This window comes from Nonomuraea sp. NPDC049725, assembly GCF_040674795.1.
In the GTDB taxonomy this organism is placed as follows: Bacteria; Actinomycetota; Actinomycetes; order Streptosporangiales; family Streptosporangiaceae; genus Nonomuraea; species Nonomuraea ceibae.
In genome coordinates this window covers 98,125-120,352 of record NZ_JBFANJ010000003.1, presented here as the reverse complement: position 1 = coordinate 120,352, position 22,228 = coordinate 98,125, and the positions used below count along the sequence as shown (strand labels likewise).

General features: G+C 72.7%; 19 protein-coding genes. 7 read left to right on the top strand and 12 right to left on the bottom strand.

The annotated features are described in order from the left end of the window. Positions 1-24: 24 nt before the first annotated feature. Together xylA and AB0J53_RS08610 are read left to right on the top strand one after the other, a co-directional pair. Positions 25-1,200: a xylose isomerase gene (gene xylA, locus AB0J53_RS08615; protein ID WP_364170088.1), complete on the top strand. Its 1,176-nt coding sequence runs from the start codon at positions 25-27 to the stop codon at positions 1,198-1,200. 168 nt (positions 1,201-1,368) lie between these two features. Further along, a complete protein-coding gene (locus AB0J53_RS08610) occupies positions 1,369-2,217 on the top strand; it encodes a CAP domain-containing protein (RefSeq protein WP_364170085.1) in 849 nt (282 codons plus the stop codon). Between the two features lie 36 nt (positions 2,218-2,253). On the opposite strand, the gene AB0J53_RS08605 is transcribed toward AB0J53_RS08610, so the two are convergent. The 3 genes from AB0J53_RS08605 to AB0J53_RS08595 form a co-directional block, all read right to left on the bottom strand. Further along, complete coding sequence (locus AB0J53_RS08605; RefSeq protein ID WP_364170082.1) at positions 2,254-3,021, bottom strand: hypothetical protein; 768 nt, start codon at positions 3,019-3,021, stop codon at positions 2,254-2,256. 142 nt (positions 3,022-3,163) lie between these two features. Continuing rightward, the gene (locus AB0J53_RS08600; RefSeq protein WP_219505649.1) at positions 3,164-3,979 is read right to left on the bottom strand and encodes an SAM-dependent methyltransferase; all 816 of its coding nucleotides are present in this window, start codon (positions 3,977-3,979) and stop codon (positions 3,164-3,166) included. 105 nt (positions 3,980-4,084) lie between these two features. Further along, positions 4,085-5,107, bottom strand: coding sequence for a LacI family DNA-binding transcriptional regulator (locus tag AB0J53_RS08595; RefSeq protein WP_219505650.1), 1,023 nt, complete (start codon positions 5,105-5,107; stop codon positions 4,085-4,087). 84 nt (positions 5,108-5,191) lie between these two features. On the opposite strand from AB0J53_RS08595, the gene AB0J53_RS08590 reads away from it, so the two are divergent. Then, on the top strand, positions 5,192-6,769 hold the full coding sequence (locus AB0J53_RS08590; protein WP_364170077.1) for an OmpA family protein: 1,578 nt from the start codon (positions 5,192-5,194) through the stop codon (positions 6,767-6,769). 80 nt (positions 6,770-6,849) lie between these two features. Here the strand turns inward: AB0J53_RS08590 and AB0J53_RS08585 are convergent, their stop codons facing one another. The 3 genes from AB0J53_RS08585 to AB0J53_RS08575 all read right to left on the bottom strand — a co-directional run bounded on the left by AB0J53_RS08585 (position 6,850) and on the right by AB0J53_RS08575 (position 10,487). Next, entirely contained in the window at positions 6,850-7,332 is a 483-nt protein-coding gene (locus tag AB0J53_RS08585; protein ID WP_219505654.1) for a hypothetical protein, read from the bottom strand. A 154-nt stretch (positions 7,333-7,486) separates the two neighbouring features. Beyond that, on the bottom strand, positions 7,487-8,566 hold the full coding sequence (locus tag AB0J53_RS08580; protein WP_364170074.1) for a hypothetical protein: 1,080 nt from the start codon (positions 8,564-8,566) through the stop codon (positions 7,487-7,489). Positions 8,567-8,642: 76 nt separating this feature from the next. Continuing rightward, positions 8,643-10,487, bottom strand: coding sequence for an AMP-dependent synthetase/ligase (locus AB0J53_RS08575; protein WP_364170071.1), 1,845 nt, complete (start codon positions 10,485-10,487; stop codon positions 8,643-8,645). A gap of 137 nt (positions 10,488-10,624) precedes the next feature. Between AB0J53_RS08575 and AB0J53_RS08570 the strand changes: the two genes are divergently transcribed. Further along, positions 10,625-12,115 carry an oligopeptide:H+ symporter gene (locus tag AB0J53_RS08570; protein WP_364170068.1) on the top strand — a complete coding sequence of 497 codons (1,491 nt, stop codon included), beginning with the start codon at positions 10,625-10,627 and terminating at the stop codon, positions 12,113-12,115. Positions 12,116-12,148: 33 nt separating this feature from the next. Beyond that, positions 12,149-12,757, top strand: coding sequence for a trimeric intracellular cation channel family protein (locus AB0J53_RS08565; RefSeq protein ID WP_219505662.1), 609 nt, complete (start codon positions 12,149-12,151; stop codon positions 12,755-12,757). Between the two features lie 6 nt (positions 12,758-12,763). On the opposite strand, the gene AB0J53_RS08560 is transcribed toward AB0J53_RS08565, so the two are convergent. Further along, the gene (locus AB0J53_RS08560; RefSeq protein WP_364170064.1) at positions 12,764-14,194 is read right to left on the bottom strand and encodes a PLP-dependent aminotransferase family protein; all 1,431 of its coding nucleotides are present in this window, start codon (positions 14,192-14,194) and stop codon (positions 12,764-12,766) included. A gap of 63 nt (positions 14,195-14,257) precedes the next feature. Between AB0J53_RS08560 and AB0J53_RS08555 the strand changes: the two genes are divergently transcribed. Together AB0J53_RS08555 and AB0J53_RS08550 are read left to right on the top strand one after the other, a co-directional pair. Then, positions 14,258-14,860, top strand: a complete 603-nt coding sequence (locus tag AB0J53_RS08555) for a hypothetical protein (protein WP_357586726.1) — start codon at positions 14,258-14,260, stop codon at positions 14,858-14,860. A gap of 61 nt (positions 14,861-14,921) precedes the next feature. Further along, positions 14,922-16,727 carry a glycoside hydrolase family 15 protein gene (locus tag AB0J53_RS08550; RefSeq protein WP_364170061.1) on the top strand — a complete coding sequence of 602 codons (1,806 nt, stop codon included), beginning with the start codon at positions 14,922-14,924 and terminating at the stop codon, positions 16,725-16,727. On the opposite strand, the gene AB0J53_RS08545 is transcribed toward AB0J53_RS08550, so the two are convergent. From AB0J53_RS08545 to AB0J53_RS08525, 5 genes are all read right to left on the bottom strand, one after another. After that, a complete protein-coding gene (locus AB0J53_RS08545; protein WP_364170059.1) occupies positions 16,724-17,602 on the bottom strand; it encodes a hypothetical protein in 879 nt (292 codons plus the stop codon). The two genes, AB0J53_RS08550 and AB0J53_RS08545, sit on opposite strands and share 4 nt — an antisense overlap. Before the next feature lie 34 nt (positions 17,603-17,636). Beyond that, a complete protein-coding gene (locus AB0J53_RS08540) occupies positions 17,637-18,551 on the bottom strand; it encodes an LD-carboxypeptidase (protein WP_364170056.1) in 915 nt (304 codons plus the stop codon). Between the two features lie 49 nt (positions 18,552-18,600). After that, complete coding sequence (locus tag AB0J53_RS08535; protein WP_364170053.1) at positions 18,601-20,481, bottom strand: ABC transporter ATP-binding protein; 1,881 nt, start codon at positions 20,479-20,481, stop codon at positions 18,601-18,603. A gap of 574 nt (positions 20,482-21,055) precedes the next feature. Beyond that, positions 21,056-21,892, bottom strand: a complete 837-nt coding sequence (locus AB0J53_RS08530) for an enoyl-CoA hydratase/isomerase family protein (RefSeq protein WP_357586718.1) — start codon at positions 21,890-21,892, stop codon at positions 21,056-21,058. Positions 21,893-22,010: 118 nt separating this feature from the next. Then, complete coding sequence (locus AB0J53_RS08525) at positions 22,011-22,226, bottom strand: helix-turn-helix domain-containing protein (RefSeq protein WP_020547488.1); 216 nt, start codon at positions 22,224-22,226, stop codon at positions 22,011-22,013. Positions 22,227-22,228 lie beyond the last annotated feature (2 nt).

The following is a 22,228-nucleotide window of genomic DNA, read 5'->3' as shown; positions in this document are numbered from 1 at the left end:
CTGCCCTTACGAATAGGAGTCCCAGTGACTGACAGCCTCACGCCCCGCCCGGAGCACAAGTTCTCCTTCGGTCTGTGGACCGTCGGCTGGCCGGGCCGCGACCCGTTCGGCGACGCGACCCGCCCGGCGCTCGACCCGGTGGAGACCGTCAACCGGCTCGCCGAGCTCGGCGCGTACGGTGTGACGTTCCACGACGACGACCTGATCCCGTTCGGCTCCGGCGACGCCGAGCGCGACCGCCACGTCAAGCGGTTCCGCCAGGCGCTGGACGAGACGGGCCTCGTGGTGCCGATGGCCACGACGAACCTGTTCACGCACCCGGTGTTCAAGGACGGCGGGTTCACGGCCAACGACCGTGACGTGCGCCGCTACGCGCTGCGCAAGACCATCCGCAACATCGACCTGGCCGTCGAGCTGGGCGCCAAGGTCTACGTGGCGTGGGGCGGCCGGGAGGGCGCCGAGTCGGGCGGCGCCAAGGACGTGCGGGTGGCGCTCGACCGCATGAAGGAGGCCTTCGACCTGCTCGGCGAGTACGTGCTGAGCCAGGGCTACGACCTGCGCTTCGCCGTCGAGCCCAAGCCGAACGAGCCGCGCGGCGACATCCTGCTGCCGACCGTCGGGCACGCGCTGGCGTTCATCGGCGAGCTGGCCCATCCGGAGCTGGTCGGGGTCAACCCGGAGACCGGCCACGAGCAGATGGCCGGGCTCAACTTCACCCACGGCATCGCCCAGGCGCTGTGGCACGGCAAGCTGTTCCACATCGACCTGAACGGGCAGACGGGCGTCAAGTACGACCAGGACCTGCGCTTCGGCGCGGGCAACCTGCGGGACGCGTTCTGGCTGGTGGACCTGCTGGAGAGCGGCGGGTACGAGGGGCCGCGGCACTTCGACTTCAAGCCGCCGCGGACCGAGGACGTCGACGGCGTGTGGGCGTCGGCGGCCGGCAACATGCGCAACTACCTCATGCTCAAGGAGCGCGCGGCGGCCTTCCGCGCCGACCCGGAGGTGCAGGAGGCGCTGCGCGCGTCCCGGCTGGACGACCTGGCCAGGCCCACGCTGGCGGACGGGGAGACGCTGCAGGACCTGCTCGCGGACCGCGGCGCGTTCGAGGAGTTCGACGCGGACGCGGCGGGGGCGCGCGGGATGGCGTTCGAGCGGCTCGACCAGCTCGCCATGGAGCACCTGCTGGGCGCCCGCTGAGGCCTGAGGGGCGGCCGCCTCCGGGTGGCCGCCCCTCGTGCGCTGCGCGGACGTCCCAGGGGCCCCGTTGGTTTACCCAGATATCCGAATTTTCCTGACAAGTTGGTTCTGGCCCCGACAGAATGCGATTTCCATCCAGCGTCTACCGGAAACTGGAGGGAACACCGCATGCGCCGATCCCTTGGGATGATCGCCTGCCTCGCCACCGCCGCCACGCTCGTGACACCCGCCGCCCACGCGGCGAGCACGGCCTCCACCGCTCAGGCGGCCTGCCGGCTGTCCGTGACGGGACCGCAGGTCGGCGACGACGGCAGGATCCGGGCGTCCGCCACCAGGAGCGGCTGCGAGCGCCCGGCGCTGATCCGCGTGCGCGTCAAGCGCGCCCAGCCCGGCAAGGACCCGGTGGTCAAGAGCGGCGCCCGGCGGGCCGCAGGCGCCCGCCTCACGCTCACGCTCCCGTGCGCCCCCGGCGTCTACTACGCGCTCGCCACCGACTACCGCGGCCACACGGCCAGGTCCCGCCCGGTCCGGCTCACCTGCTCCCCCGCCCCGGCCCCGACCTCGTCCGCCACCGCGACGCCCGCCCCCGCCCCGACCTCCTCGCCCGCTCCCCCGGCGGGCACGGTCGGCACGGCCGAGGAGAACGAGGTCGTCCGCCTGACCAACGCCGAACGCGCCAAGGGCGGCTGCGCCCCGCTCAAGCACGACCCGCAGCTGCGCAAGGCCGCCTTCGGCCACTCCTCCGACATGGCCGCCCGCGGCTACTTCAGCCACACCTCCCAGGACGGCCGCTCGTTCATGGACCGCATCCGGGCGGCCGGGTTCACCGGCGGCACCGGCTGGGCCGAGAACATCGCCATGGGCCAGCGCACCCCGGCCGCGGTGGTCAGCGGCTGGATGAACAGCTCCGGCCACCGGGCGAACATCATGAACTGCAAGTACACGCTCATCGGCGTGGGCGCGGCCAAGAACGCCAAGGGCCAGACCTACTGGACCCAGAACTTCGCCGCCCGCTGATCCGTACGGCCCCCGGCGCGCCCCGGGGGCCGTACGTCACTCCTGAAGGGGCTGCGGCTCCAGGTTCAGCACCACCACGCGCGGCGCCACTCCCGTGATGGCCACGTGCAGGGCCAGCGTGACCAGGTTGTAGGCCACGTGCACGGCGATGGCGGCGGGGAGCCCGTACTCGAACATCACCAGGAACAGGAACATGCCCATGTACCAGGACCAGATCCACCCGATCAGCCCCTGGTAGAGGTGGCCGTTGCGGAAGCGGCCGTTGCTGGCGAGGATCGCCGCGGCCACGGCCCAGGCGCCGAGCGTGAGCTGCTCGTGCAGCATGCCGAAGGTGGCGAGGTCGGCGAGCGGGATGAGCACCTCGGTGAACAGCCACCGCACCGGGTGCAGGTCGGCGAAGCCCAGCAGGACGAAGTCGGCGAAGGTGGCGCCGGCGATGGCCGCGTAGAAGAGCACCCACCGGAACGCGATCTCCTCCAGCGCGCTCTGGAACAGCATCCGGGCCGGCCCGAGCCGGATGACCTGGGCGTCCTCGACGCCGTAGGCGGCGAGCTGCCGCTGGGCGTGACGCTGGCGGGGCGCGGCGATGGCGGTGATCAGCAGCCCGGCCGCCAGGACCGGCCAGACGAGCGTGACCGCGCCGGTGAACGCGGGCCAGAGCGGCCGGTCCAGGGCCCAGAACGTGTCGAGTTCGAACGGGATGACGTCGGGTGCGAGCCATTCGAGCGCCAGCACCAGCAGGGCGGAGAGCCCCAAGCCGAAGGGGAGGATGCAGCAGGACAGGGCGAAGCCTAACAATGGCATGCCGGAGGCCCTTCTGAAGGGTTCAGCCTCTCTCCATCATGCCGAGAAACGGGGCGGAATCCGCTGCCGCCGGGGCCGGATCGGGCGGCGGCAACAGAGCCGTGGCGCGGGGGCTAGGCAGGCGCTCCCGGGACGGCCCTCCCTAGGCGGGGACCCGCCCGACGGCGCCGTCGATGCGCAGCTTGGGCATGCCGTCCATCAGCGGGATGTCGTCGTCGCCGGCGAGCCGCCAGTCCTGGACGGGCACGAGCCCGGGCCCGATCAGGTCGAAGCCGTCGAGCAGCGCCAGCACCTCGTCGCGGGAGCGGAACGTGGGGTGGGCCGGGGTGTTGGCGGTGGCCCGGTAGAGCTCGCCGCGCGCCTCGGGGTCGCTCTCCAGCATCGCGTGGGAGAGGACCAGGTGGCTGCCGGGCGCCATCCGCTTGCGGAAGGCGGCGATGATCCCGGCGGGGTCCTCCTCGTGCTTGACGAAGTGGAAGATGCCGACGAGCAGCACCCCGACGGGCTGGTCGAAGTCGATGAGGCCGGTGACGTGCGGGTCGGTCAGGATGTCGGCGGGCCGGCGCAGGTCGGCCTGGATGCTCTCCACGCCGGGCGAGTCGGCCAGCAGCACCTGGGCGTGCAACCGCACCACCGGGTCGTAGTCGACGTAGATCACCCGGCAGGCGGGGTGCACCTCGCGGGCGACCTCGTGCACGCTGGGCGAGGTGGGGATGCCGGCGCCGACGTCGATGAACTGCCGCACGCCCTGCTCGGCCAGATGCCGTACGGCGCGCACGAGGAAGATCCGGTTGGCCCGGGCGACGAGGCGGGAGTCGGGCGCGACGGCGAGCAGCCGTTCGGCGACGGCGCGGTCGACCGCGACGTGGTCCTTGCCGCCGAGCAGGTAGTCGTAGACCCGGGCGGAACTCGGGACGCCGGGGTCGACGCCGGGCGGAACCCGCTCAAGCTCGGTCACGGAGGGGTCTCCTTCACCTCAAGCAAGCCTCAAGCAGCTTGATCGACATGCTACTCGGTCGAGCAGGGCGGATGCGTGCCTATCAGGCGGACAGCGGGGGCCGGCTCAGCGGGGCGGGGCGGTGGACTCCCTGGCCACCAGCCGCACGGCGATCCGGGTGTCGCGGCCGGTGAGCCCGGGACGCCGGATGCGCTGCACGAGGTGCCAGACGGCCTGCGCGCCCAGCAGCTCCTTGTCGCTGGCGATCGTGGTGAGGGGCGGGGAGGCGTGCGCGGCCATGGCGATGTCGTCGTAGCCGATCACGCTGACGTCGCCGGGCACGCACAGGCCGCGCTCGCGCAGCGCGGCGAGCGCGCCGAAGGCCGACTCGTCGTTGGCGCAGAAGACGGCGGTCGGCGGCACGGGCAGGGCGAGCAGCGCCGCCATCTGCTCGTGGCCGGTCTCGGAGGTGAACTCGCCGCGCCGGACGTAGCCGGGCGGCGGGCGCAGCCCGCGCTCGGCCAGGGCCCGCCGGTAGCCGGACAGCCTGCGGGCGGCGGGCAGCACGCGCTCGTCGGCGGTGATGACGGCGGGCGGCGGGTCGGTGTGGCCGAGGTCGAGCAGGTGGCGGGTGGCCAGGTAGCCGCCGGTCTCGTCGTCGTGGCCGACCTGGTCGACGGCCAGGCCGTCGGGCAGGTCGCCGGCGGCGGACTCCAGCAGCACGCAGGTGACGCCCGCGTCGAGGATGCGGAGCAGCTGGTCGCGGGGGGCCGAGCTCAGCACGAGCAGGCCGCCGACCTGCTCGCGGGCCACGCACAGCGGCAGCAGGTCGCCGCGCCGCTGCACCACCTCGTACGTCATCGACAGGCCCAGCTCGGCGCACGCCTGCTGGGCGCCGAACAGGACCGGGGCGTAGTAGGGGTTCGCCGGGGCGAACAGGTCGTTCACCCAGGAGACGAACCCGATCATCCCGCCCGGCGCCGCGGTGGCCTTGCGGGCGCGGGGCCGGTAGCCGAGCTCCTCGGCCGCCTGCCGCACGGCGGCGCCGGTGGCCGGGGACACCCAGGACTTGCCGGCGAACACCGCCGAGGCCGTGCCGATGGCCACTCCCGCCCGCTCGGCGACCTCCTTGAGCGTGACCCGGCTCATCGACTCCCCCGCGTTGAAATCTTCAGCCGAGCCTACTGAACTTTCAACACGACAGGAACGGACGAATACGACATCATGCGTCCGGTGAAGCTTAGAAAGCCTGTCACGCTCGTCCTCCTGCTCGCCTCCTCGGCCTGCGGGCTGACGAACGGGGCAGAAGCACCCCAATCTGCCAGCCGGTCCAGCGCGCCGCCGCCGGCGTCCTCGGCGCCCGCCACCACTGCGCCCGCCACCGCGCCCGCCACCGCATCCGCCACCGCGCCCGCGACGGCCGCGCTCGCGGAGTCGCGCAGCACGCTCACGCCCGACCTCAAGGTGGAGGTCACCGGCCTGAACCGGATCGGCGGCGCGCACCTGGCCGTCCAGGTCCGGCTGACCAACACCGGCGAGTCCGACAGCATCTCGTGGACCGGCCAGCTCGGCGACCAGACGAGACCGCTGGGCCAGATCCGCTGGGCCTCCGGGATCGGCGTGCTCGACACGGCCGCGCGCTCGTGGATCCTGCCCTACCAGCCGACCGGCTCACCGTGCCTGTGCAGCGACCAGGACCGCGACAAGCTGCCGTACTCGCTCGACCCCGGACAGTCGGTCGACCTGTACGCGATGCTGCCCGCGCCCGCGGGCTCCCCCTCCACCGCCACCGTGGTCACCCCGGTGGGCCCGCCGATGCCGGACGTGCCGATCAGCGACGATCCGCCCGTCACCCCGCCCGGCGTCACCCTCCCCGACCCGGGCGCCGAGCAGGTCACCACGCTGGCCCGCCGGATCGTGACGCCGTCGGAGTCCACCGACCAGTCGGAGGAGACCGCCGACGACGGCAAGGACCTGAGCATCAGCCTCTCCTCCGACGTGCTGTTCGCGGTCAACCGGGCCACGCTCACGCCCAAGGCCAGGGCGGTGCTCGCGCGCGCCGCGAAGCTCGTCGACGCCTCCCCCGGCGACACCGTCAAGGTCGAGGGGCACGCCGACTCCTCCGGCACCGACGCGATCAACGACCCGCTGTCGGCGCGCCGCGCCCAGGCGGTCCGCAAGGCGCTGTCGGCGCTGGTCACCCGGGACGGCGTCACCTACCAGGCCCGGGGGTTCGGGTCGCGGCAGCCGCTCTACGACAACGGCACCGACGAGGGCAGGCGGCGCAACCGCCGGGTCACGGTGACGTTCGCGAAGCCGGAGCCCGCCCCGGCCGCCACCCGGCCGAGCGCGCAGCCGAGCGCCCGGCCCGCCGAGGGCCTGACCGGCTCGACCACGGCCGACGGACAGCCGTTCAAGCTGGAGGTGACCGGCCTGCGGCGGCTGCCGGACGGGCTCGGCCTGCTCACCTACCGGGTGAAGAACGAGGGCGGCGCTGAAGCCTGGTACAACGAGCTGCACCGCGCCAAGGACTGGATGTCGTTCAAGTATCAGGCGGCCACCGCCGTCACGCTCACCGACGAGCGGGGCAAGCGCCGCTACCTGCCGGGGCGGCTCCAGGTGCCGGCCGAGAACGGCGGCGTCGACGCCTACTGCGCGTGCACCGACGTGTCCGGGGTGCGCCTGTCCAGCGAGAAGTTCGGGCCGGGGCAGGAGCGGGAGTTCTGGGGCCTGTTCGAGCTGCCGGCGGCGACCGGGGAGCTCACCGTGGAGATCGCCGGCTTCGGACCGCTGCGGGTGCCGCTCCCCTGACAGTTCCGCTCTGGGAATGCCGTGACGACGGCGAACGCCCGGTCCCTCGCGTGTGAGGGGCCGGGCGTCCGCGTGATCGGCTAGCGGTGGTGGTGGCGGCCGTAGACCTTGACCCAGTCGGTGTCGGACGACGGCTCCAGGTGGCGCGAGCCCTCGAAGACCGCCCGCCAGGTCCCGGACGAACGGGCCTCGACCCGGGTGTGGAAGTAGCCGTCGCGGCCGGTCTTCAGCGTGTCGACGTACTCCCAGCGGCCGCTGTAGGACGGCTTGAAGAGGATGACGATCCGCTTCCAGCCGAGCCGGTGCCAGCTGCCTTCCTTGCAGCGGTTGTCGTGCAGGACCACGACGAGGCCGCTGGCGAAGTCCTCGTCGCAGTGCACGGACAGCTTGCCCTCGACGGTCAGCGGCTTGCCGCGCCAGGCGGGCTCGGGGTTGACGTCGAGGTCGAGCCGGGTCTGGCCACTGTCGTAGCCGGGGTCGGCCATCGCGGGCGCGGCCGCTCCCGCGAGCACGGTGGCGCCCATGGCGGCCGCCGCCACTCCGGCGGCGAGTCGTCGCATCATGAAACTGACTTCCTTCCCCGTATGGAACGCGCGCCGGGACGGCACACGTCACCGTCCAATGACGCGTAAGGGTAAAGAAAGGTTGCGAAACGGACGATCACAATTTCGCAACACCAATTCCGGTGATGTCTTTTATGGAGTTGTATTAGGGCTTTTATCCTGCGATTTCGTGGATTTTGGACTGGTCAGGCGCGTAGTGGCCGGTGCCCGCGTACCGCACCCGCCAGAAGCCGCCCGTCCGGTCGCGCACCGTGTGCGTGAACGAGCCCTTGGCGTCCGTGGTGACGTACCCGGCGTGCGCCCACTCGCCGGACGGGCTCTGCCGCCACAGGAGCTCCACCCGCTGCCCGCCGAACGGCGAGAGCCCGGTCAGGCCGCGCGCGTCGGCCCTCTTCAGCGAGCCGTGCAGCCGCACCCCCTCGGCGTGGCGGGACCGCTCCACCGCGACGTCCGACAGCCGCGTCTCCCGCCTGAGCTGGAACGTCTCGTACGCGGTCACGCTCGCGCCCTGCGCGCCCTTGGCCGTCGCGGTGATCGTCCAGGTGCCGGCCGGGTAGAAGCGGGTCAGCTCCTTGTCCGGCAGGAAGCGCCAGGTCTGCCAGCCGCCGCTCATCCGCATCGGGCTCGGCGCCAGCCGCCACACCAGCCGCACCGGCACCCCGGGCCGCCCCTCGGCGCCCTCTTCGCGCACCACCTGCGGCCGGAACGCGCCCGCCGCCGTCCGCACGGTCTCGGCGGCCGAGCGCACCGCCTCGGCCCCCGACCGGACGGCGTCCGCCCCGGGCCCGCCGGCCTCCCCGCCGGGCCGCGCCGCATCCGCGCCGTCCGCCGCACTGTTAGCCGCACCGTCCGCCGCGCCGTTAGATGTGCCGTCCGCTGTGCCGGGCCGGGCCGGGTTCTCCTGTACGGCCTGCGCCGGTGGCAGGGCGTCGGCGCCGCCTTCGGTGACGTTCTCGTCCGGGGCGAGGACGCGGGGCCGGCCGGGCGGCGACGGGCGCTCCGCGCCGGCGGGCGGCGAGCCGGGCTCGACCGTGACGGTCACCCCGTCGCGCCCCCGCACCCCCTTGGCGACCACGTCGATCACCAGGCGGACGGAGTCGCCGGCCCCGACCACCGGAGCGGCCGGCCGTACGGTGATCTCCCGGATGGCGAGCTCGGTCGCGGCGGAGGACGCCGGTGCGGGCACCGTGAGCGCACCCGCCGCGAGCGAGACGAGAAGAAGGCTTCTGGTCATGATCAAGACGGTACGAACCGCCCGGTCATGACCTGGACCACGACACACGCCCCCGATGGCAACCGATGGCAAAAGGTCAGGAGTCGTACAGCCCGGCGATGAGGTCGGCGTACTTGGCGTGGACCACCCGCCGCTTGAGCTTGAGGCTGGGCGTCAGCTCCTCGGTCTCGGCGGTCCACTCGGCGCCGAGCAGCGCCCACCGCTTGACCTGCTGGACCCGGGCGAGCTTGGCGTTGGCGGCCTCGACTGCCGTCTCGACCTCCTTGAGCACGTCGGGGTGGGCGGCCAGGTCGGCGAGCGTGGTGAACGCGATGCCGCGCGCCTGGGCCCAGCCGGGCGCGACCTCGCCGTCGAGGGTGAGCACGGCCACCGGGTGCGGCCGGTTGTCGCCGTAGGCGAGGGCCTGGCCGATGAGGGGGTGCTCCTTGAGGTGGTTCTCGATCTCGGCCGGGGAGATGTTCTCGCCCCCGGCGGTGATGATCAGCTCCTTCTTGCGGTCGACGACCCGGTAGAAGCCGTCGGCGTCGACGGTGCCGATGTCGCCGGTGTGCAGCCAGCCGTCGGCGTCGATGAGCTCGGCGGTGGCCTCCGGGCGGCCGAGGTAGCCGGTGGTGTTGAGCGGGCTGCGGGTGAGGAGCTCGCCGTCGCCGGCGATGCGCACCTCGACGCCGGGCTCGGCGCGGCCGACGGTGCCGAGGCGGTAGCAGGCAGGGCCGTTGCCGGTGAACGCCCCCGTGGTCTCGGTCATCCCGTACACGTCGATGACCTTGAGCCCGAGCCCGGCGTAGAAGCGCTGGACCTCGCCGGCGAGCGGGGCGGCGCCGGTGGCGGTCCACTGGGCGCGGTCGAAGCCGATCATGCCGCGGATGACCGACAGGAGCGAGGCGTCGGCCTTCTCGTACGCGGCCTCGATCTCGGGGGTGAGGGTGGCGCCGTACTGCCCGGCCTCGACGTAGGCGACGCCGGCCGCCATGGCCTGCCGTACGGCCTCCTGCTGCTCCTCGGGCTGGGTGGCCAGGACGGTGAGGAGGCGGGCCATCATCTTCTCCCACACGCGGGGGACGCCGAAGAACAGCATCGGCCTGACCTGGCCGAGCGTGGCGCCGAGGTTGGCCAGGTCGGTGCAGAAGTGCACGTGGGAGACCTTGACCAGCGGCAGGTAGAGGCTGAGGACGCGCTCGGCGATGTGCGCGTAGGTGAGGTAGGAGATCTGGGTGCCGAGCAGCGGCAGCGAGGCCATCCGGTCGGTGGACTCGACCTCGTAGAAGATGTTGGTGTGGCTGAGCGGCACGCCCTTGGGCATGCCGGTGGTGCCCGAGGTGTAGAGGACGGTGGCGACGTCGGCGGGGGTGACGGCCCGCCAGCGGGCCTCGACGGTGGCGGGGTCCTCGGCCAGGCGGGCGCGGCCCAGGTCGAGGAAGTCCTGCCAGGACATGAACCGGTCGCCGTCGGGCGCCCCCTCCAGCATGATGATCGTGCGGAGGCCGGGCAGCCGGTCCAGGACGGGCTCCCAGCGGGCGAGCTCGGCGGGGCCGCCGAGCACCGCGTAGCGGGCGCCGACGTCGCCGGCGACGAAGGCGATCTGGTCGGGCGCGAACGTGGAGTAGACGGTGCAGCCGACGCCGCCCGCGTGCACGGCGCCCAGGTCGGCCAGCACGTGCTCGCTGCGGTTGACCATCATCAGCGCGACCGGGTCGCCGGGCTCCAGCCCGAGCGCGGCGAAGGCGGCGGCGATCTCCAGCACGCGGCCGCGCGCCTCGGCGTAGGTGAGCGTGGCCCAGCCGCCGGCCGGGCCCTCGACGGGATCGGAGTAGGCGGGGGCGTCGGGGTGGCTTTCGGCGACCTGTCGGAGCTGCTCGCACACGGTGCGGCCGGCGATGAGCCGCTCGATCTCCGCCCGGACTTCGAGGACTTCTGCCATGGCGCGGGCCTCCAGTCAGCGACCACTTACACATTTGGCATGCATCGCACCACACCGCGCGGGTAGCGGCAAGGGTCTGGCACATCTGTGACGTAGAGTAATCTTTCACACGCTTTGAGTGACCATCGGGGGCACGGATGAGTAACGGCGGCAGGACGTTCTTCGGTCACCCGTGGGCCCTGGCGACGTTGTTCGGCACCGAGATGTGGGAGCGGTTCAGCTGGTACGGGCTGCGTGCCATCCTGGCGACGTTCATGGTGGCCTCCCCCGCCAACCAGGGGCTCGGCATGACCGAGGAGACCGCCCAGGCGGTCGTCGGCGTCTACGGCGCGCTGATCTACCTGGTGGCGCTGCCCGGCGGCTGGATCGCCGACCGGATCCTCGGGCCGCGCCGGTCGGTGTTCTGGGGCGGGTTCGTCATCATGTGCGGCCACATCAGCATGGCCATCCCGGTCCAGGGGCCGATCTTCGTGTGGCTCGGCCTGCTGCTGATCATCGCGGGCACCGGCCTGCTCAAGCCGAACATCTCCGTCATGGTGGGCAAGCTCTACCCCGACGACGCCGACGCGCGCCGCGACGCCGGGTTCTCGCTGTTCTACCTGGGCATCAACCTGGGCGCGTTCTTCGCCCCGATCGTGGTGGGCTGGCTGGCCGCCGGCGACCGGTGGCACCTGGGCTTCAGCGCGGCGGCGGTCGGCATGGCGCTGGGCCTGGCGCAGTACGCCTGGGGCGGCCGCCGCAGCCTGCGCGGCGTCGGCGAGCGGCCGGGCATGCCGCTGTCGCCCGCCGAGCTGCGCCGCTTCGGCCTGATGACCTGCGCGGCGGTGGCGGTCGCGGCTGTGGCGCTGGGCGCGTGGGCGGCGACCGGCACGTTCACGCTCAGCCGGTTCACGCTCGTGGTGACGATCGTGATCCTGGCCGTGCCCGTCGTCTACTTCGGCTACATCATGCTCGGCAGCCACGACCTGACCGAGGACGAGCGGTCCAGGATGAAGGCGTACATCTGGCTGTTCATCGCCGCCGCCATCTTCTGGATGATCTACGACCTGGCGCCGAGCAAGCTGCTGTTCTTCGCGCAGAACAACACCGACCTGTCGCTGTTCGGGGTGCCGATCCAGGCGGCGACCACGCAGTCGTTCAACCCGCTGTTCATCATGATCTTCGTGCCGGTGTTCGCGGCGCTCTGGGTCAAGCTGGGCAACCGGGTCAGCACGCCGCAGAAGTTCGCCTTCGCGCTGGTCATGGTGGGGCTCAGCTTCGTCATCATGGCGCTGGCGGCGTCGCTGGCGCAGAGCGGCCGGGTGTCGGTCTGGTGGCTGGTGCTGGTCTACCTGGTGCAGGTGTTCGGCGAGCTGTCGCTCAGCCCGGTCGGCCTCTCGGTCACCACCAAGCTGGCGCCGCAGGCGTTCAAGGGGCAGATGCTCGGCGTGTGGTTCATCGCGGTGTCGGTGGGCGACGCCGTCGGCGGGCAGACCGGGCGGCTCGGCAACGTGATGTCCGAGCCCGCCTACTACCTGCTGCTGGCGGCGCTGGCGATCGTCGCCGGGCTGGCGCTGTTCATGTTCACCCGCAAGCTGCGCGCGCTGATGGCCGAGCACCACGTGCCCGCCATGCCCCCCATCCGCTAGCCGTCGCGCGGACATCCTGTAGACATTGCCAACGTGTCAGAACTTCTCGATCTCGCCGGCATCTTCGTCTTCGCGCTGTCGGGCGCCCTCATGGGCGTGCGCAAGCGGCTCGACGTGGTCGGCATGGCGGTGCTCGCCGAGATGACCGCGCTGGGCGGCGGCATCGTGCGCGACCTGGTGCTCAACGTGCGGCCCGCCGCGTTCCAGAGCCTCGGCTACGTGCTGGTGCCGGTCGTGGCCACGGCCGTGGTCTACTTCTGGCACCCGCACGTGGCGCGCGTCATGCCCGCCATCCTCGTGCTCGACGCCGCCGGCTTGGGCCTGTTCTGCGCCGTCGGCACGGCCAAGGCCCTGGAGTACGGGCTGAGCCCGCTGCACGCCGCCCTGCTGGGCGTCGTCACGGCCGTGGGCGGCGGCATGCTGCGCGACGTCCTGGCCGGCGAGATCCCCACCCTCCTGTACGACCGGCAGCTGTACGCGCTGCCCGCCCTGCTGGGCTCGGCGGCCATGGCGATCCTGTCGGAGCTCGGCCTGCACGGCTGGCCGGCCACGCTGGGCGCGGCCGTCCTCGCCTTCGTGCTGCGGATCGCCGCCATGCGCCTCAACTGGCGCGCACCCCTGGCCAGGGGGATCACCGAATGACGTCGCTCACACCATCGGGCTGAGGGAGTCGGGGACCCGGGCGGGGCCGATCGGGCCGTGCCGGTGGGCGGCGGCGACGCGGGTGACCGCCTCCCGCAGGAGCGCGGGCGGCAGCGTGTAGGGCAGCCGCAGGTAACCCTCCAGCGTGCCCTCCAGTCCGAACCAGGGGCCGGGCGCGATCCGTACGCCATGACCGGCGGCCGCCTCGGCGAGGGAGACGGCGGAGCCGGAGCCGAGCCGGATCCACAGCGTGCCGCCGCCGCGCGGCACCGCGAACTCCCACTCGGGCAGGTGCGCGCGCAGCGCGGTGACCAGGGCGTCGCGGGAGGCGCGCAGGGCGCGGCGGCGCTCGGCCCTGGTCTCCTCCAGCCGGTCGAACAGCCGCGCGACGACGAGCTGTTCCAGCACCGGGCTGGCGATGTCGGCGGCGGCGCGGTGCAGCGCCATGCGCCGGGCCAGCGCGGCGGTGGTGCGGATCCAGCCGATGCGCAGCCCGCCCCACCACAGCTTGGACGCCGACCCGATGCTGATCACCCGGCCGTCGGTGTCGAAGGCCGCCATGGGGGCGGTGCGGGGCACGTCGTCCAGGGCCAGCTCGGCCCACGTCTCGTCGACGAGCAGCGTGGTGCCGCAGCGCCGGGCGGCGCCGGTGAGCGCGGCGCGGGTGGCGTCGTCCATGAGCGCGCCGGTGGGGTTCTGGAAGTCGGGCATCAGGTAGGCGAGGCGGGCGGCCGGCTGGCGCATGGCGGCGGCGACGAGGTCGGGCTGCCAGCCCTCGTGGGTGACGCCGACGGGGACGATCCGGGCGCCGCGCAGGCGGACGGCGTCGATGGCGTGCGGGTAGGTGGGCGACTCGACCACGACGGGGTCGCCCGGCCCGGTGAGCACGCCGAGGACGAGCTGGATGGCGTTCTGCGAGCCGGTGGTGACGAGGATCTGCTCCGGCCGGGTGGCCAGGCCGCGCCCGGTGTAGTAGGCGGCGATCCGCTCGCGCAGCACGGGCAGGCCGAGCGCGTGGTAGCCGTTGCCCATGCCGTAGCGGGGCAGGTCGTCGACGGCGGCGGCCATCACCTCGCGCAGCGCGGAGGGCGCGGGCGGGGCGGCGGCGTGCATCTGGATGAGACCGCCGTCGTCGACGGCCAGCCACGGGTTGTCGGACGACACGGCGGGGTCGGGCAGCGCGGTCCAGCTTCCCGAGCCCTGCCGGCTCTCCAGGTAGCCGCGCTCGCGCAGCAGGTCGTAGGCGGCGGTCACGGTGGTGCGGCTGACCTGGAGCGTGCCGGCCAGGTGCCGTTCGGCGGGCATGCGCACGCGGACCGGGATGCGGCCGTCCATCACGAGGGCGCGCACGGCGTCGGCGAGCGCCCGGTAGTAGGGCCGGGCGTCCGGTGGGACGTCGGCGAGCCGGGCCACCTGCTGAGCCGACAGATGCTTCATAAGGCCACTTTTCCTGATTGGCCCTGTAAGGGCAAACCGGGAGCGTGCCACTCTGGGTCCATCATGAGCGAAGCGACTGTCACCCCGATCGGCTCCCTGCCCCTGCGCCTGCTGCGGCTCTACGGCGGCCTGGCCCTGTACGGCACCGGCATCGGCCTCCAGGTCGAGTCCGGCCTCGGCAACGGCCCGTGGGACGTCTTCCACCAGGGCGTGGCCCGCTGGACCGGCCTCAGCATCGGGACCGTCATCATCATCGTCGGCGCGGTCGTGATGCTCGCCTGGATCCCGCTGCGGCAGCGGCCGGGCCTCGGCACGATCAGCAACGTGATCTTCGTGGGGCTCTTCGCCGACGCCGCCATCCTCCTGCTCCCCTCCTCGGGCCACCCGGTGCTCGGCTGGCTGTACGTGGCGCTCGGCGTCTCGTCGATCGCGCTGGCCACCGTGCTCTACATCAGCGCCGGGATGGGCGCGGGCCCGCGCGACGGCGTCATGACCGGCCTGGTCCGGCTCGGCCTGTCGGTCCGGCTGAGCCGCTTCCTCATCGAGATCACCGTGCTGGCGGCGGGCTGGCTGCTGGGCGGCACGGTCGGGCTCGGCACCCTGCTGTTCGCCCTCGCCGTGGGCCCGCTGACCCAGGTCTTCACCCGGTGGTTCCCGCTGCGGTGAGCGCGCCCCGGGGCCGGTCATGACGCGACATGACCGGCCCCGGCGCGTGTAGCGTCGAGACATGCGGATCGAGGACTACGCGCTCATCGGTGACATGCAGTCGGCCGCCCTGGTCGGCAGGGACGGCTCCATCGACTGGCTCTGCCTGCCCAGGTTCGACTCCCCCGCCTGCTTCGCGGGCCTGCTCGGCAGCGACCGCAACGGCCACTGGTGGCTGGGGCCGACCGGGCGCAGACCCGCCGACCGGCGCCGCTACCGGCACGAGACGCTCATCCTGGAGAGCGAGTGGGACACCCCCACCGGCACCGTCCGGGTGATCGACTTCATGCCGCCGCGTGACGTCAACCCCGACGTGGTGCGCATCGTGGAGGGCGTGTCCGGCACCGTGGAGATGTCCACGCAGTTGCGGGTGCGCTTCGACTACGGGCGGATCGTGCCGTGGATGCGCCGCACCGACGGCCACCTCCAGGCGGTCGGCGGCCCCGACTCGGTCTGGCTCCACTCCCCCGTGCCGCTCAAGGGCGGCGACTACGCCCACGTGGCCACGTTCGAGGTCAAGGAGGGCGACCGGCTGCCGTTCGTGTTCACCTGGCACCCCTCGCACGAGCCGATGCCGCCCCAGATCCACTGCGAGAACCAGCTCGCCGAGACCGAGGCCATGTGGGCCGAGTGGGTGTCGCGGTGCACCTACGACGGCCCCTGGCGGGAGGCCGTGGTCCGCTCCCTGATCACGCTGAAGGCCCTCACCTACGCGCCCACCGGCGGCATCGTGGCCGCCCCCACCACCTCGCTGCCCGAGGACCTGGGCGGCGTGCGCAACTGGGACTACCGCTTCTGCTGGCTGCGCGACGCGACGCTGACGCTCGACGCCCTGATCGGCTCCGGCTACCTGGAGGAGGCCGGCGCCTGGCGGTCGTGGCTGCTGCGCGCGATCGCCGGCCGCCCCCAGGACCTGCAGATCATGTACGGGGTCGCGGGCGAGCGCCGGCTGCCGGAGCTGGAGCTCGACTGGCTGGAGGGCTACGAGCGCTCCCGGCCGGTCCGCATCGGCAACCAGGCGGTCAACCAGCTCCAGCTCGACGTCTACGGCGAGGTCATGAGCTGCCTCTACCTGTCGCGCGCCTCCGGCCTGGCCCCCGACGACCGCGGCTGGGCCGTCCAGCGCGAGCTGCTCAACTACGTCGAGGAGCACTGGGACGAGCCTGACGAGGGGCTGTGGGAGGTCCGCGGCCCGCGCCGCCACTTCGTCCACTCCAAGATGATGTGCTGGGCGGCACTCGACCGGGCCGTCAAGTACGTCGAGAACTTCGGCCGCACCGGCCCCGTCGACCGGTGGCGGGCGCTGCGCGACAAGGTGCACGCGGAGATCTGCGACAAGGGCTACGACGCCGGCCGCAACACCTTCACCCAGTCCTACGGCTCGCACGAGCTGGACGCCTCGCTGCTGCTCATGCCGATCATCGGCTTCCTGCCGCCGGACGACCCGCGCATGATCGGCACCGTGGCCGCCATCGAGAAGGAGCTGATGTCCGACGGGTTCGTGCTGCGCTACCCCGTGGCCGAGGACAACGACGTCGACGGGCTGCCGGGCGGCGAGGGAGCGTTCCTGGCGTGCAGCTTCTGGCTGGTGGAGGTGATGGCCATGCAGGGCCGCCGCGACGAGGCGTGCGCGCTGTTCGACCGGCTGCTGGCGCTGCGCAACGACCTCGGCCTGCTCGCCGAGGAGTACGACCCGCGCTACGACCGGCTGGTGGGCAACTTCCCGCAGGCGTTCTCGCACGTCCCGCTCATCCACGCGGCCCGCGCCCTCAGCGGCGACCCGCGCGTGGAGCCCCGGGCGCTGAACGAGATGCCGCGCGAGCCCTAGACGGCCAGCCGGGCCAGCACCCGCGCGAACTCCGGCGGCGGGGCCACGACCAGCCGGGTCTGGCCCTGCTGCCGCACGATGTCGGCCCGGATGAGGGTCAGCCGCCCCTCGTGCCACCAGTGCACCTGCGGGCTGAGCCCGCCGGTGCGGGCCGCGTGCAGCCGCAGCCGCTCGATCGCCCGCACCACGCCGATCCCGTCCACCGGGTGCACGAGCAGCGTGTACGGGTCGGGCAGCACGACCAGGGCGCCGTCGGCGGGCACCGGCAGGTAGTCCTCCAGCCAGCGCAGATGGGTGGCAGCGGCCGGGATGCGGCCGGTCAGCCGGGTCACCGGGGTGCCAGACAGCTCGATGGTCTCCACCGACAGCTTGTCGTCCAGCCGGACGTTGGAGACGGCCAGCTCCAGCGCCTGCCCGGAGGGCAGCGGCCAGCAGCCGGCCTCCTCGGGGCGCACCGGCCGCGAGCCGACCGTGAGCAGCTCCACCGCGTCGCCGTTGAGGTGGCGGCCCACCACCCGGGTCAGGTCGGCGACCTCGTCCACCGCCTCGACGCGGGTCCGCAGCAGCGGCTTGACCTGGTCGAGGTCGCACACGTCGAGCAGCTCGTCGGCCGCGGCGACGGCGCCGGCCAGGTGCTCGGAGACCAGCGTCGGCCAGTCCTCGCGGGCCCGGCGGCCGGCCTCACGGCGCAGGCCGGTGAGCCTGACCACGATCTCCCGCCCGCCGCCGAGCGTCAGTGACGCGCCGTCGGCGGCGAAGCGGCAGCTGTAGCCGAGCGAATCGGCCACGAGGGCGAGCAGGGAGTCGAGGTCGACGTCCTCGACCGCCCGGCGCGAGGGCTCCCGGTCACGTTTGAAAAAGTTCACGCGCCGCATCCCCCCAATGTCCGGTTCGTCCCCTATGTGAGTCCTACCTTGCCGGTTCGTCGTTCCCGATCGGGCCAGCCAGCGAGCACGATTCGGTATCGATAACCCCAAGCGCCCCAAGCCACACACTCATCTGGGGAGACCCATGCCCCACGGGCAGTCCTGCCACGATCGGCACCCCCAGCGGGAGCAGCCGGTCGCGCAGCACCGGGTAGGGGTCGCCGCAGTCGACCCAGGAGCCGAGCGCGATCCCCCGCACGCCCTCGAACGCCCCCGACTGCAGGAGCTGGGTGAGCATCCGGTCGATCCGGTAGGGCTCCTCGGTGATGTCCTCCAGCAGCGCGATCCGGCCCGCGAACGACGGCTGGTGGCGGGTGCCGCACAGGGAGGCCAGCAGCGACAGGTTACCGCCCGTCAGCACACCCTCGGCGCGGCCCGGCGCGAGCGCCAGCTCCCCCTTCACCGCGGGAGCCGTACCGGTCAGCGCCGCCCGCAGGTGCTCCCACGTCGCCGCCTCCGGCCCGTCCTCGCCGCCCAGCAGCAGGCCGCCCGGCATCGGGCCGTGCAGCGTCGGCACCCCCAGCTCGACCCCGAACGAGTGGTGCAGCGCGGTGATGTCGCTGGAGCCGACCAGCACCTTCGGACCGGCGGCCCGCATGGCGTCCCAGTCGAGCAGCCCGAGCAGCCGGGCCGCTCCGTAGCCGCCCCGGGAGCAGAACACCACCGACACCGCCGGGTCGCACCAGGCCGCCTGCAGATCGGCGGCACGGTCGGCGTCGGAGCCCGCCAGATAGGGCAGCTCCTGGCGGTCCAGCGCGTGGGCGCCCACGACCACCTTCAGGCCGAGCCCCTCCAGGCGCTCGACGCCCCGCCGGAGCTGGGCGGCGTCGGCCGGGCCCGACGGGGAGACGATCGCGACGGTGTCGCCTGACTGCAAAGCTGGGAATGGCACGTTCACCCGCCAAACGGTGTCACACTTTACCTTCCGGATGCGACTCGCGACCGGCTCACGGGCTGCCCGACGAGGCGAACTGGGTGCGGTAGAGCTCCGCGTAGAGGCCGCCGCGCTCCAGCAGCTCCTCGTGCCGGCCCCGCTCGGCGATGCGGCCGTCCTGCACGACCAGGATCTCGTCCGCCTCCCGGATCGTCGACAGCCGGTGCGCGATCACCAGCGACGTGCGGCCCGCCAGCGCCGTCTTGAGCGCCTGCTGGACGGCCGCCTCCGACTCCGAGTCCAGGTGCGCGGTGGCCTCGTCGAGCACCACCACGCGCGGCGCCTTGAGCAGCAGTCGCGCCAGCGCCAGCCGCTGCTTCTCCCCGCCGGACAGCCGGTAGCCGCGCTCGCCCACCACCGTGTCGAGCCCGTCGGGCAGCGACTCCACCAGGTCGCCGATCTGCGCCGCCCGCAGCGCCGCCCACAGCTCCTCCTCGTCCGCCTCGGGACGGGCGTAGCGCAGGTTGGCGCCGATCGTGTCGTGGAACAGGTGCGAGTCCTGCATGACGACGCCGATCGTGTCACGCAGCGAGGCGAACGTGGCGTCGCGCACGTCCATCCCGTTGATCCGCACCGCGCCCTCGTTGACGTCGTAGAGCCGCGACACCAGCGAGGTGATCGTCGTCTTGCCCGCCCCCGAATGGCCGACCAGCGCCACCAGCCTCCCCGGCCTGGCGGTGAACGACACGCCGTCGAGCACCTGCTGGGAGGGGCCGGTGTCCTGCCGGGCCACCGACTCCAGCGAGGCCAGCGACACCTCCGAGGCGGCCGGGTAGCGGAAGCGCACGTCGTCGAACTCGACCGTCACCGGCCCCTCCGGCAGCGGGCGGGCGTCCGGCCGCTCGGCCACCATCGGCTTCAGGTCCAGGATCTCGAAGACGCGGTCGAAGCTGACCAGCGCCGTCATCACGTCCACGTGCACGTTCGACAGCGAGGTCAGCGGCCCGTACAGGCGCATCAGCAGCGCCGCCAGCGCCACCAGCGTGCCCAGCTCGAACACCCCGCCCACGGCCAGCACGCCGCCGATGCCGTAGACCAGCGCGGTCGCCAGCGCCGCCACCAGGCCGAGCGCGACCCGGAACACGGTGCCGTACATGCCGACCGTCACCCCGACGTCACGCACCCGCGCGGCCCGGCCGCCGAACATGCGCGCGTCGTCCTCCGGCCTGCCGTAGAGCTTGGCCACCGTCGCGCCCGCCACGTTGAACCGCTCGGTCGTCACCGAGCTCATCTCGGCGTCGAGCTGCATCTGCTCACGGGTCAGCGCCGACATGCGGCGGCCCACCCACTTGGCCGGCACGATGAAGATCGGCAGCAGCACCAGCGCGACCAGCGTCACCTGCCACGACAGCACCAGCATCGCGCCCAGCACCAGGACCAGGCTGACGACGTTGGACACCACCGACGACAGCGTGCTCGTCAGCGCCCGCTGCGCGCCGATCACGTCCGTGTTGAGCCGCGACACCAGCGCGCCGGTCTGCGCGCGCATGAAGAACGCCACCGGCATCCGCTGCACGTGGTCGAACACCTCGGTGCGCAGGTCATAGATCAGCCCCTCGCCCACGCGCGCCGAGAACCACCGCTGCACCAGCGTCAGCCCCGCGTCCACCAGCGCCAGCGCGGCGATCGCCACCGCCAGCCCCACCACCACGCCGGGCCGCTTCGGCAGGATGCCGTCGTCGATGATCGCCTTCATCAGCAGCGGATTGGCGATCACGATCACCGCCCCCGCCACGACCAGCGCCAGGAACGCGGTGATCTGCTTGGTGTACGGCCGCGCGTAGCCCGCGATGCGCCGCACCGTGCCCGGCGCGAGCCGCTGCTTGGTCACGTCGCCGTCGCGTCGCAGCGACGCCCACACCTGAGGCCCGAAGCCTCCGCCCATCATGGCCATCAGGCAGCCCTCCTCCCCCAGCAGAGCGCCCCCGGACGGCCCCCCGATTCCCACATCCGCTCACCGCGAAACCGCCCACCCCCAAAGCCCCCCGAACCCCAGGAGAACCCCACCTTGGGAACCCCCCAGCGAACCACACCGCCGCAGCCCCAACGGGGCGAGCCACCCAGCGGCGTGGAACCCAACGGGCTGGCCGAACGGGGGCCGCCCAGTGGGGGTGACCGAGCGGGAGCCACCCAGCGGCGGGCCGCCCAGGGGTGGGCGCGGGGCCCGCTTAGTGGCGGGCGCCCAGCCGGGATTGGCCGCCCAACGGAGCCCGCCCAGCAGAGGCGGCCCAACGGAGGCGGCCCAACGGAGGCGGCCGGACGCGGCCCGCGGTTCAGGGCGGCTGGGCCACCGTCCTGGGCGGGTGGGCCACCGTCCTGGGCGGGCACTTCCCCTGGCCGCCCCGCCCTAAGAACGACGGGGCGGGGCGTCATCCCAGGTGGGGGCCGGCGGCGGCGCCCCGGGGCGTACAGGGTGTCCCCCTGGCGTCAGGCGGGTGTGACGGCCGGGCGCAAGGGGGGCCGGTGGGTCAGGCGGGGGTGTCGCCGAAGAGGGCGCGCAGGCGGAGGGCCTGTTCGGCGCCTTCGGCGGCGGCCTGCTCCTCCAGGGTGCGCGAGCGCGCGCCCTGGAGGAGTCGCTTGGTCGCGGCGGCCGCGTCACGGTTGGTGGACAGCAGTTGCGCGATCTTGTCTTGTACGGCCCCGGCCAGGTCGCCCCCGGCGACCACCAGCTCGGCCAGGCCGATGCGCGAGGCTTCTTCGGCTTCCACGGTCCTGGCGGTCAGGCAGATGTCGATCGCCTTGGCCAGGCCGACCAGCTCGACCAGCGGCTTGGTGCCGGTCAGATCGGGCACCAGCCCCAGTGCGGGCTCTTTCATGCAGAACTTGACATCGTCGGCCACGATCCGCAGGTCACAGGCGAGCGCGAGCTGGAATCCCGCGCCGATCGCGTGGCCCTGCACGGCCGCGATGGAAACGATCTCGGGGCGGCGTAGCCACAGGAATCCCTGCTGGGCCTCCTTCAGCCGCTGCTCGAACGAGGTGCTGTCGAGCCGCGCCGCCGAACTGAACGAGCCCTGTCCGGGCACCCCCTCAGGTGTGAACATGCGCAGGTCGATCCCTGCCGAGAAGGACGGTCCCTCACCTTTCACCACGACCACGCGCACCTGCTCCGGCAGGCTGTCGCCGATGCGAGCCAGACCCGACCACATCGCGGACGTCTGGGCGTTCCGCTTGTCCGGCCGGTCCAGCGTGATCGTCGCTATCTCACCGTCCACCTCGAAGCGCAGACCGGCCTCCGCCAGTGTGGCGGCAGAGACGTCCTCCGCATTCCCCCCGCGCTGTCGTTGCGCCTTCGCTTCCGCCATCGCCTGCTCCCTCGTCGGCTTACCGTCGCGCCCGAGCTTACAGAATATGATTCTGGCTCGGGCGCGACGGCGGCTGACTAGGAACGGGCGGCTGCGGACGCACGTTCCGAGGCGGCCGTCAGCGCTTGGACTTGCCTCGGGTCGCCCCGCCGCGCCCGCGCAGAGTCACGCCGGACTCGCTCAGGATGCGGTGGATGAACCCGTAGGACCGGCCGGTAGAAGCGGCCAGGGCGCGGATGCTCTCACCCGCGGCATAGCGCTTCTTGAGATCGCCGGCCAGTTTTTCACGATCGGCCCCGGTGACCCGGGTGCCCTTCTTCAGTGTCTCGGCCACGA

Coding starts and splice junctions, on each gene's coding strand:
- AB0J53_RS08550 (WP_364170061.1), top strand. CDS start 14,922: ATGCGGATCGAGGACTACGCGCTCATCGGTGACATGCAGTCGGCCGCC.
- AB0J53_RS08530 (WP_357586718.1), bottom strand. CDS start 21,892: ATGGCGGAAGCGAAGGCGCAACGACAGCGCGGGGGGAATGCGGAGGAC.
- AB0J53_RS08535 (WP_364170053.1), bottom strand. CDS start 20,481: ATGGCCATGATGGGCGGAGGCTTCGGGCCTCAGGTGTGGGCGTCGCTG.
- AB0J53_RS08555 (WP_357586726.1), top strand. CDS start 14,258: ATGAGCGAAGCGACTGTCACCCCGATCGGCTCCCTGCCCCTGCGCCTG.
- AB0J53_RS08595 (WP_219505650.1), bottom strand. CDS start 5,107: ATGAGCCGGGTCACGCTCAAGGAGGTCGCCGAGCGGGCGGGAGTGGCC.
- AB0J53_RS08580 (WP_364170074.1), bottom strand. CDS start 8,566: ATGACCAGAAGCCTTCTTCTCGTCTCGCTCGCGGCGGGTGCGCTCACG.
- AB0J53_RS08570 (WP_364170068.1), top strand. CDS start 10,625: ATGAGTAACGGCGGCAGGACGTTCTTCGGTCACCCGTGGGCCCTGGCG.
- AB0J53_RS08545 (WP_364170059.1), bottom strand. CDS start 17,602: ATGCGGCGCGTGAACTTTTTCAAACGTGACCGGGAGCCCTCGCGCCGG.
- AB0J53_RS08610 (WP_364170085.1), top strand. CDS start 1,369: ATGCGCCGATCCCTTGGGATGATCGCCTGCCTCGCCACCGCCGCCACG.
- AB0J53_RS08585 (WP_219505654.1), bottom strand. CDS start 7,332: ATGATGCGACGACTCGCCGCCGGAGTGGCGGCGGCCGCCATGGGCGCC.
- AB0J53_RS08560 (WP_364170064.1), bottom strand. CDS start 14,194: ATGAAGCATCTGTCGGCTCAGCAGGTGGCCCGGCTCGCCGACGTCCCA.
- AB0J53_RS08605 (WP_364170082.1), bottom strand. CDS start 3,021: ATGCCATTGTTAGGCTTCGCCCTGTCCTGCTGCATCCTCCCCTTCGGC.
- AB0J53_RS08575 (WP_364170071.1), bottom strand. CDS start 10,487: ATGGCAGAAGTCCTCGAAGTCCGGGCGGAGATCGAGCGGCTCATCGCC.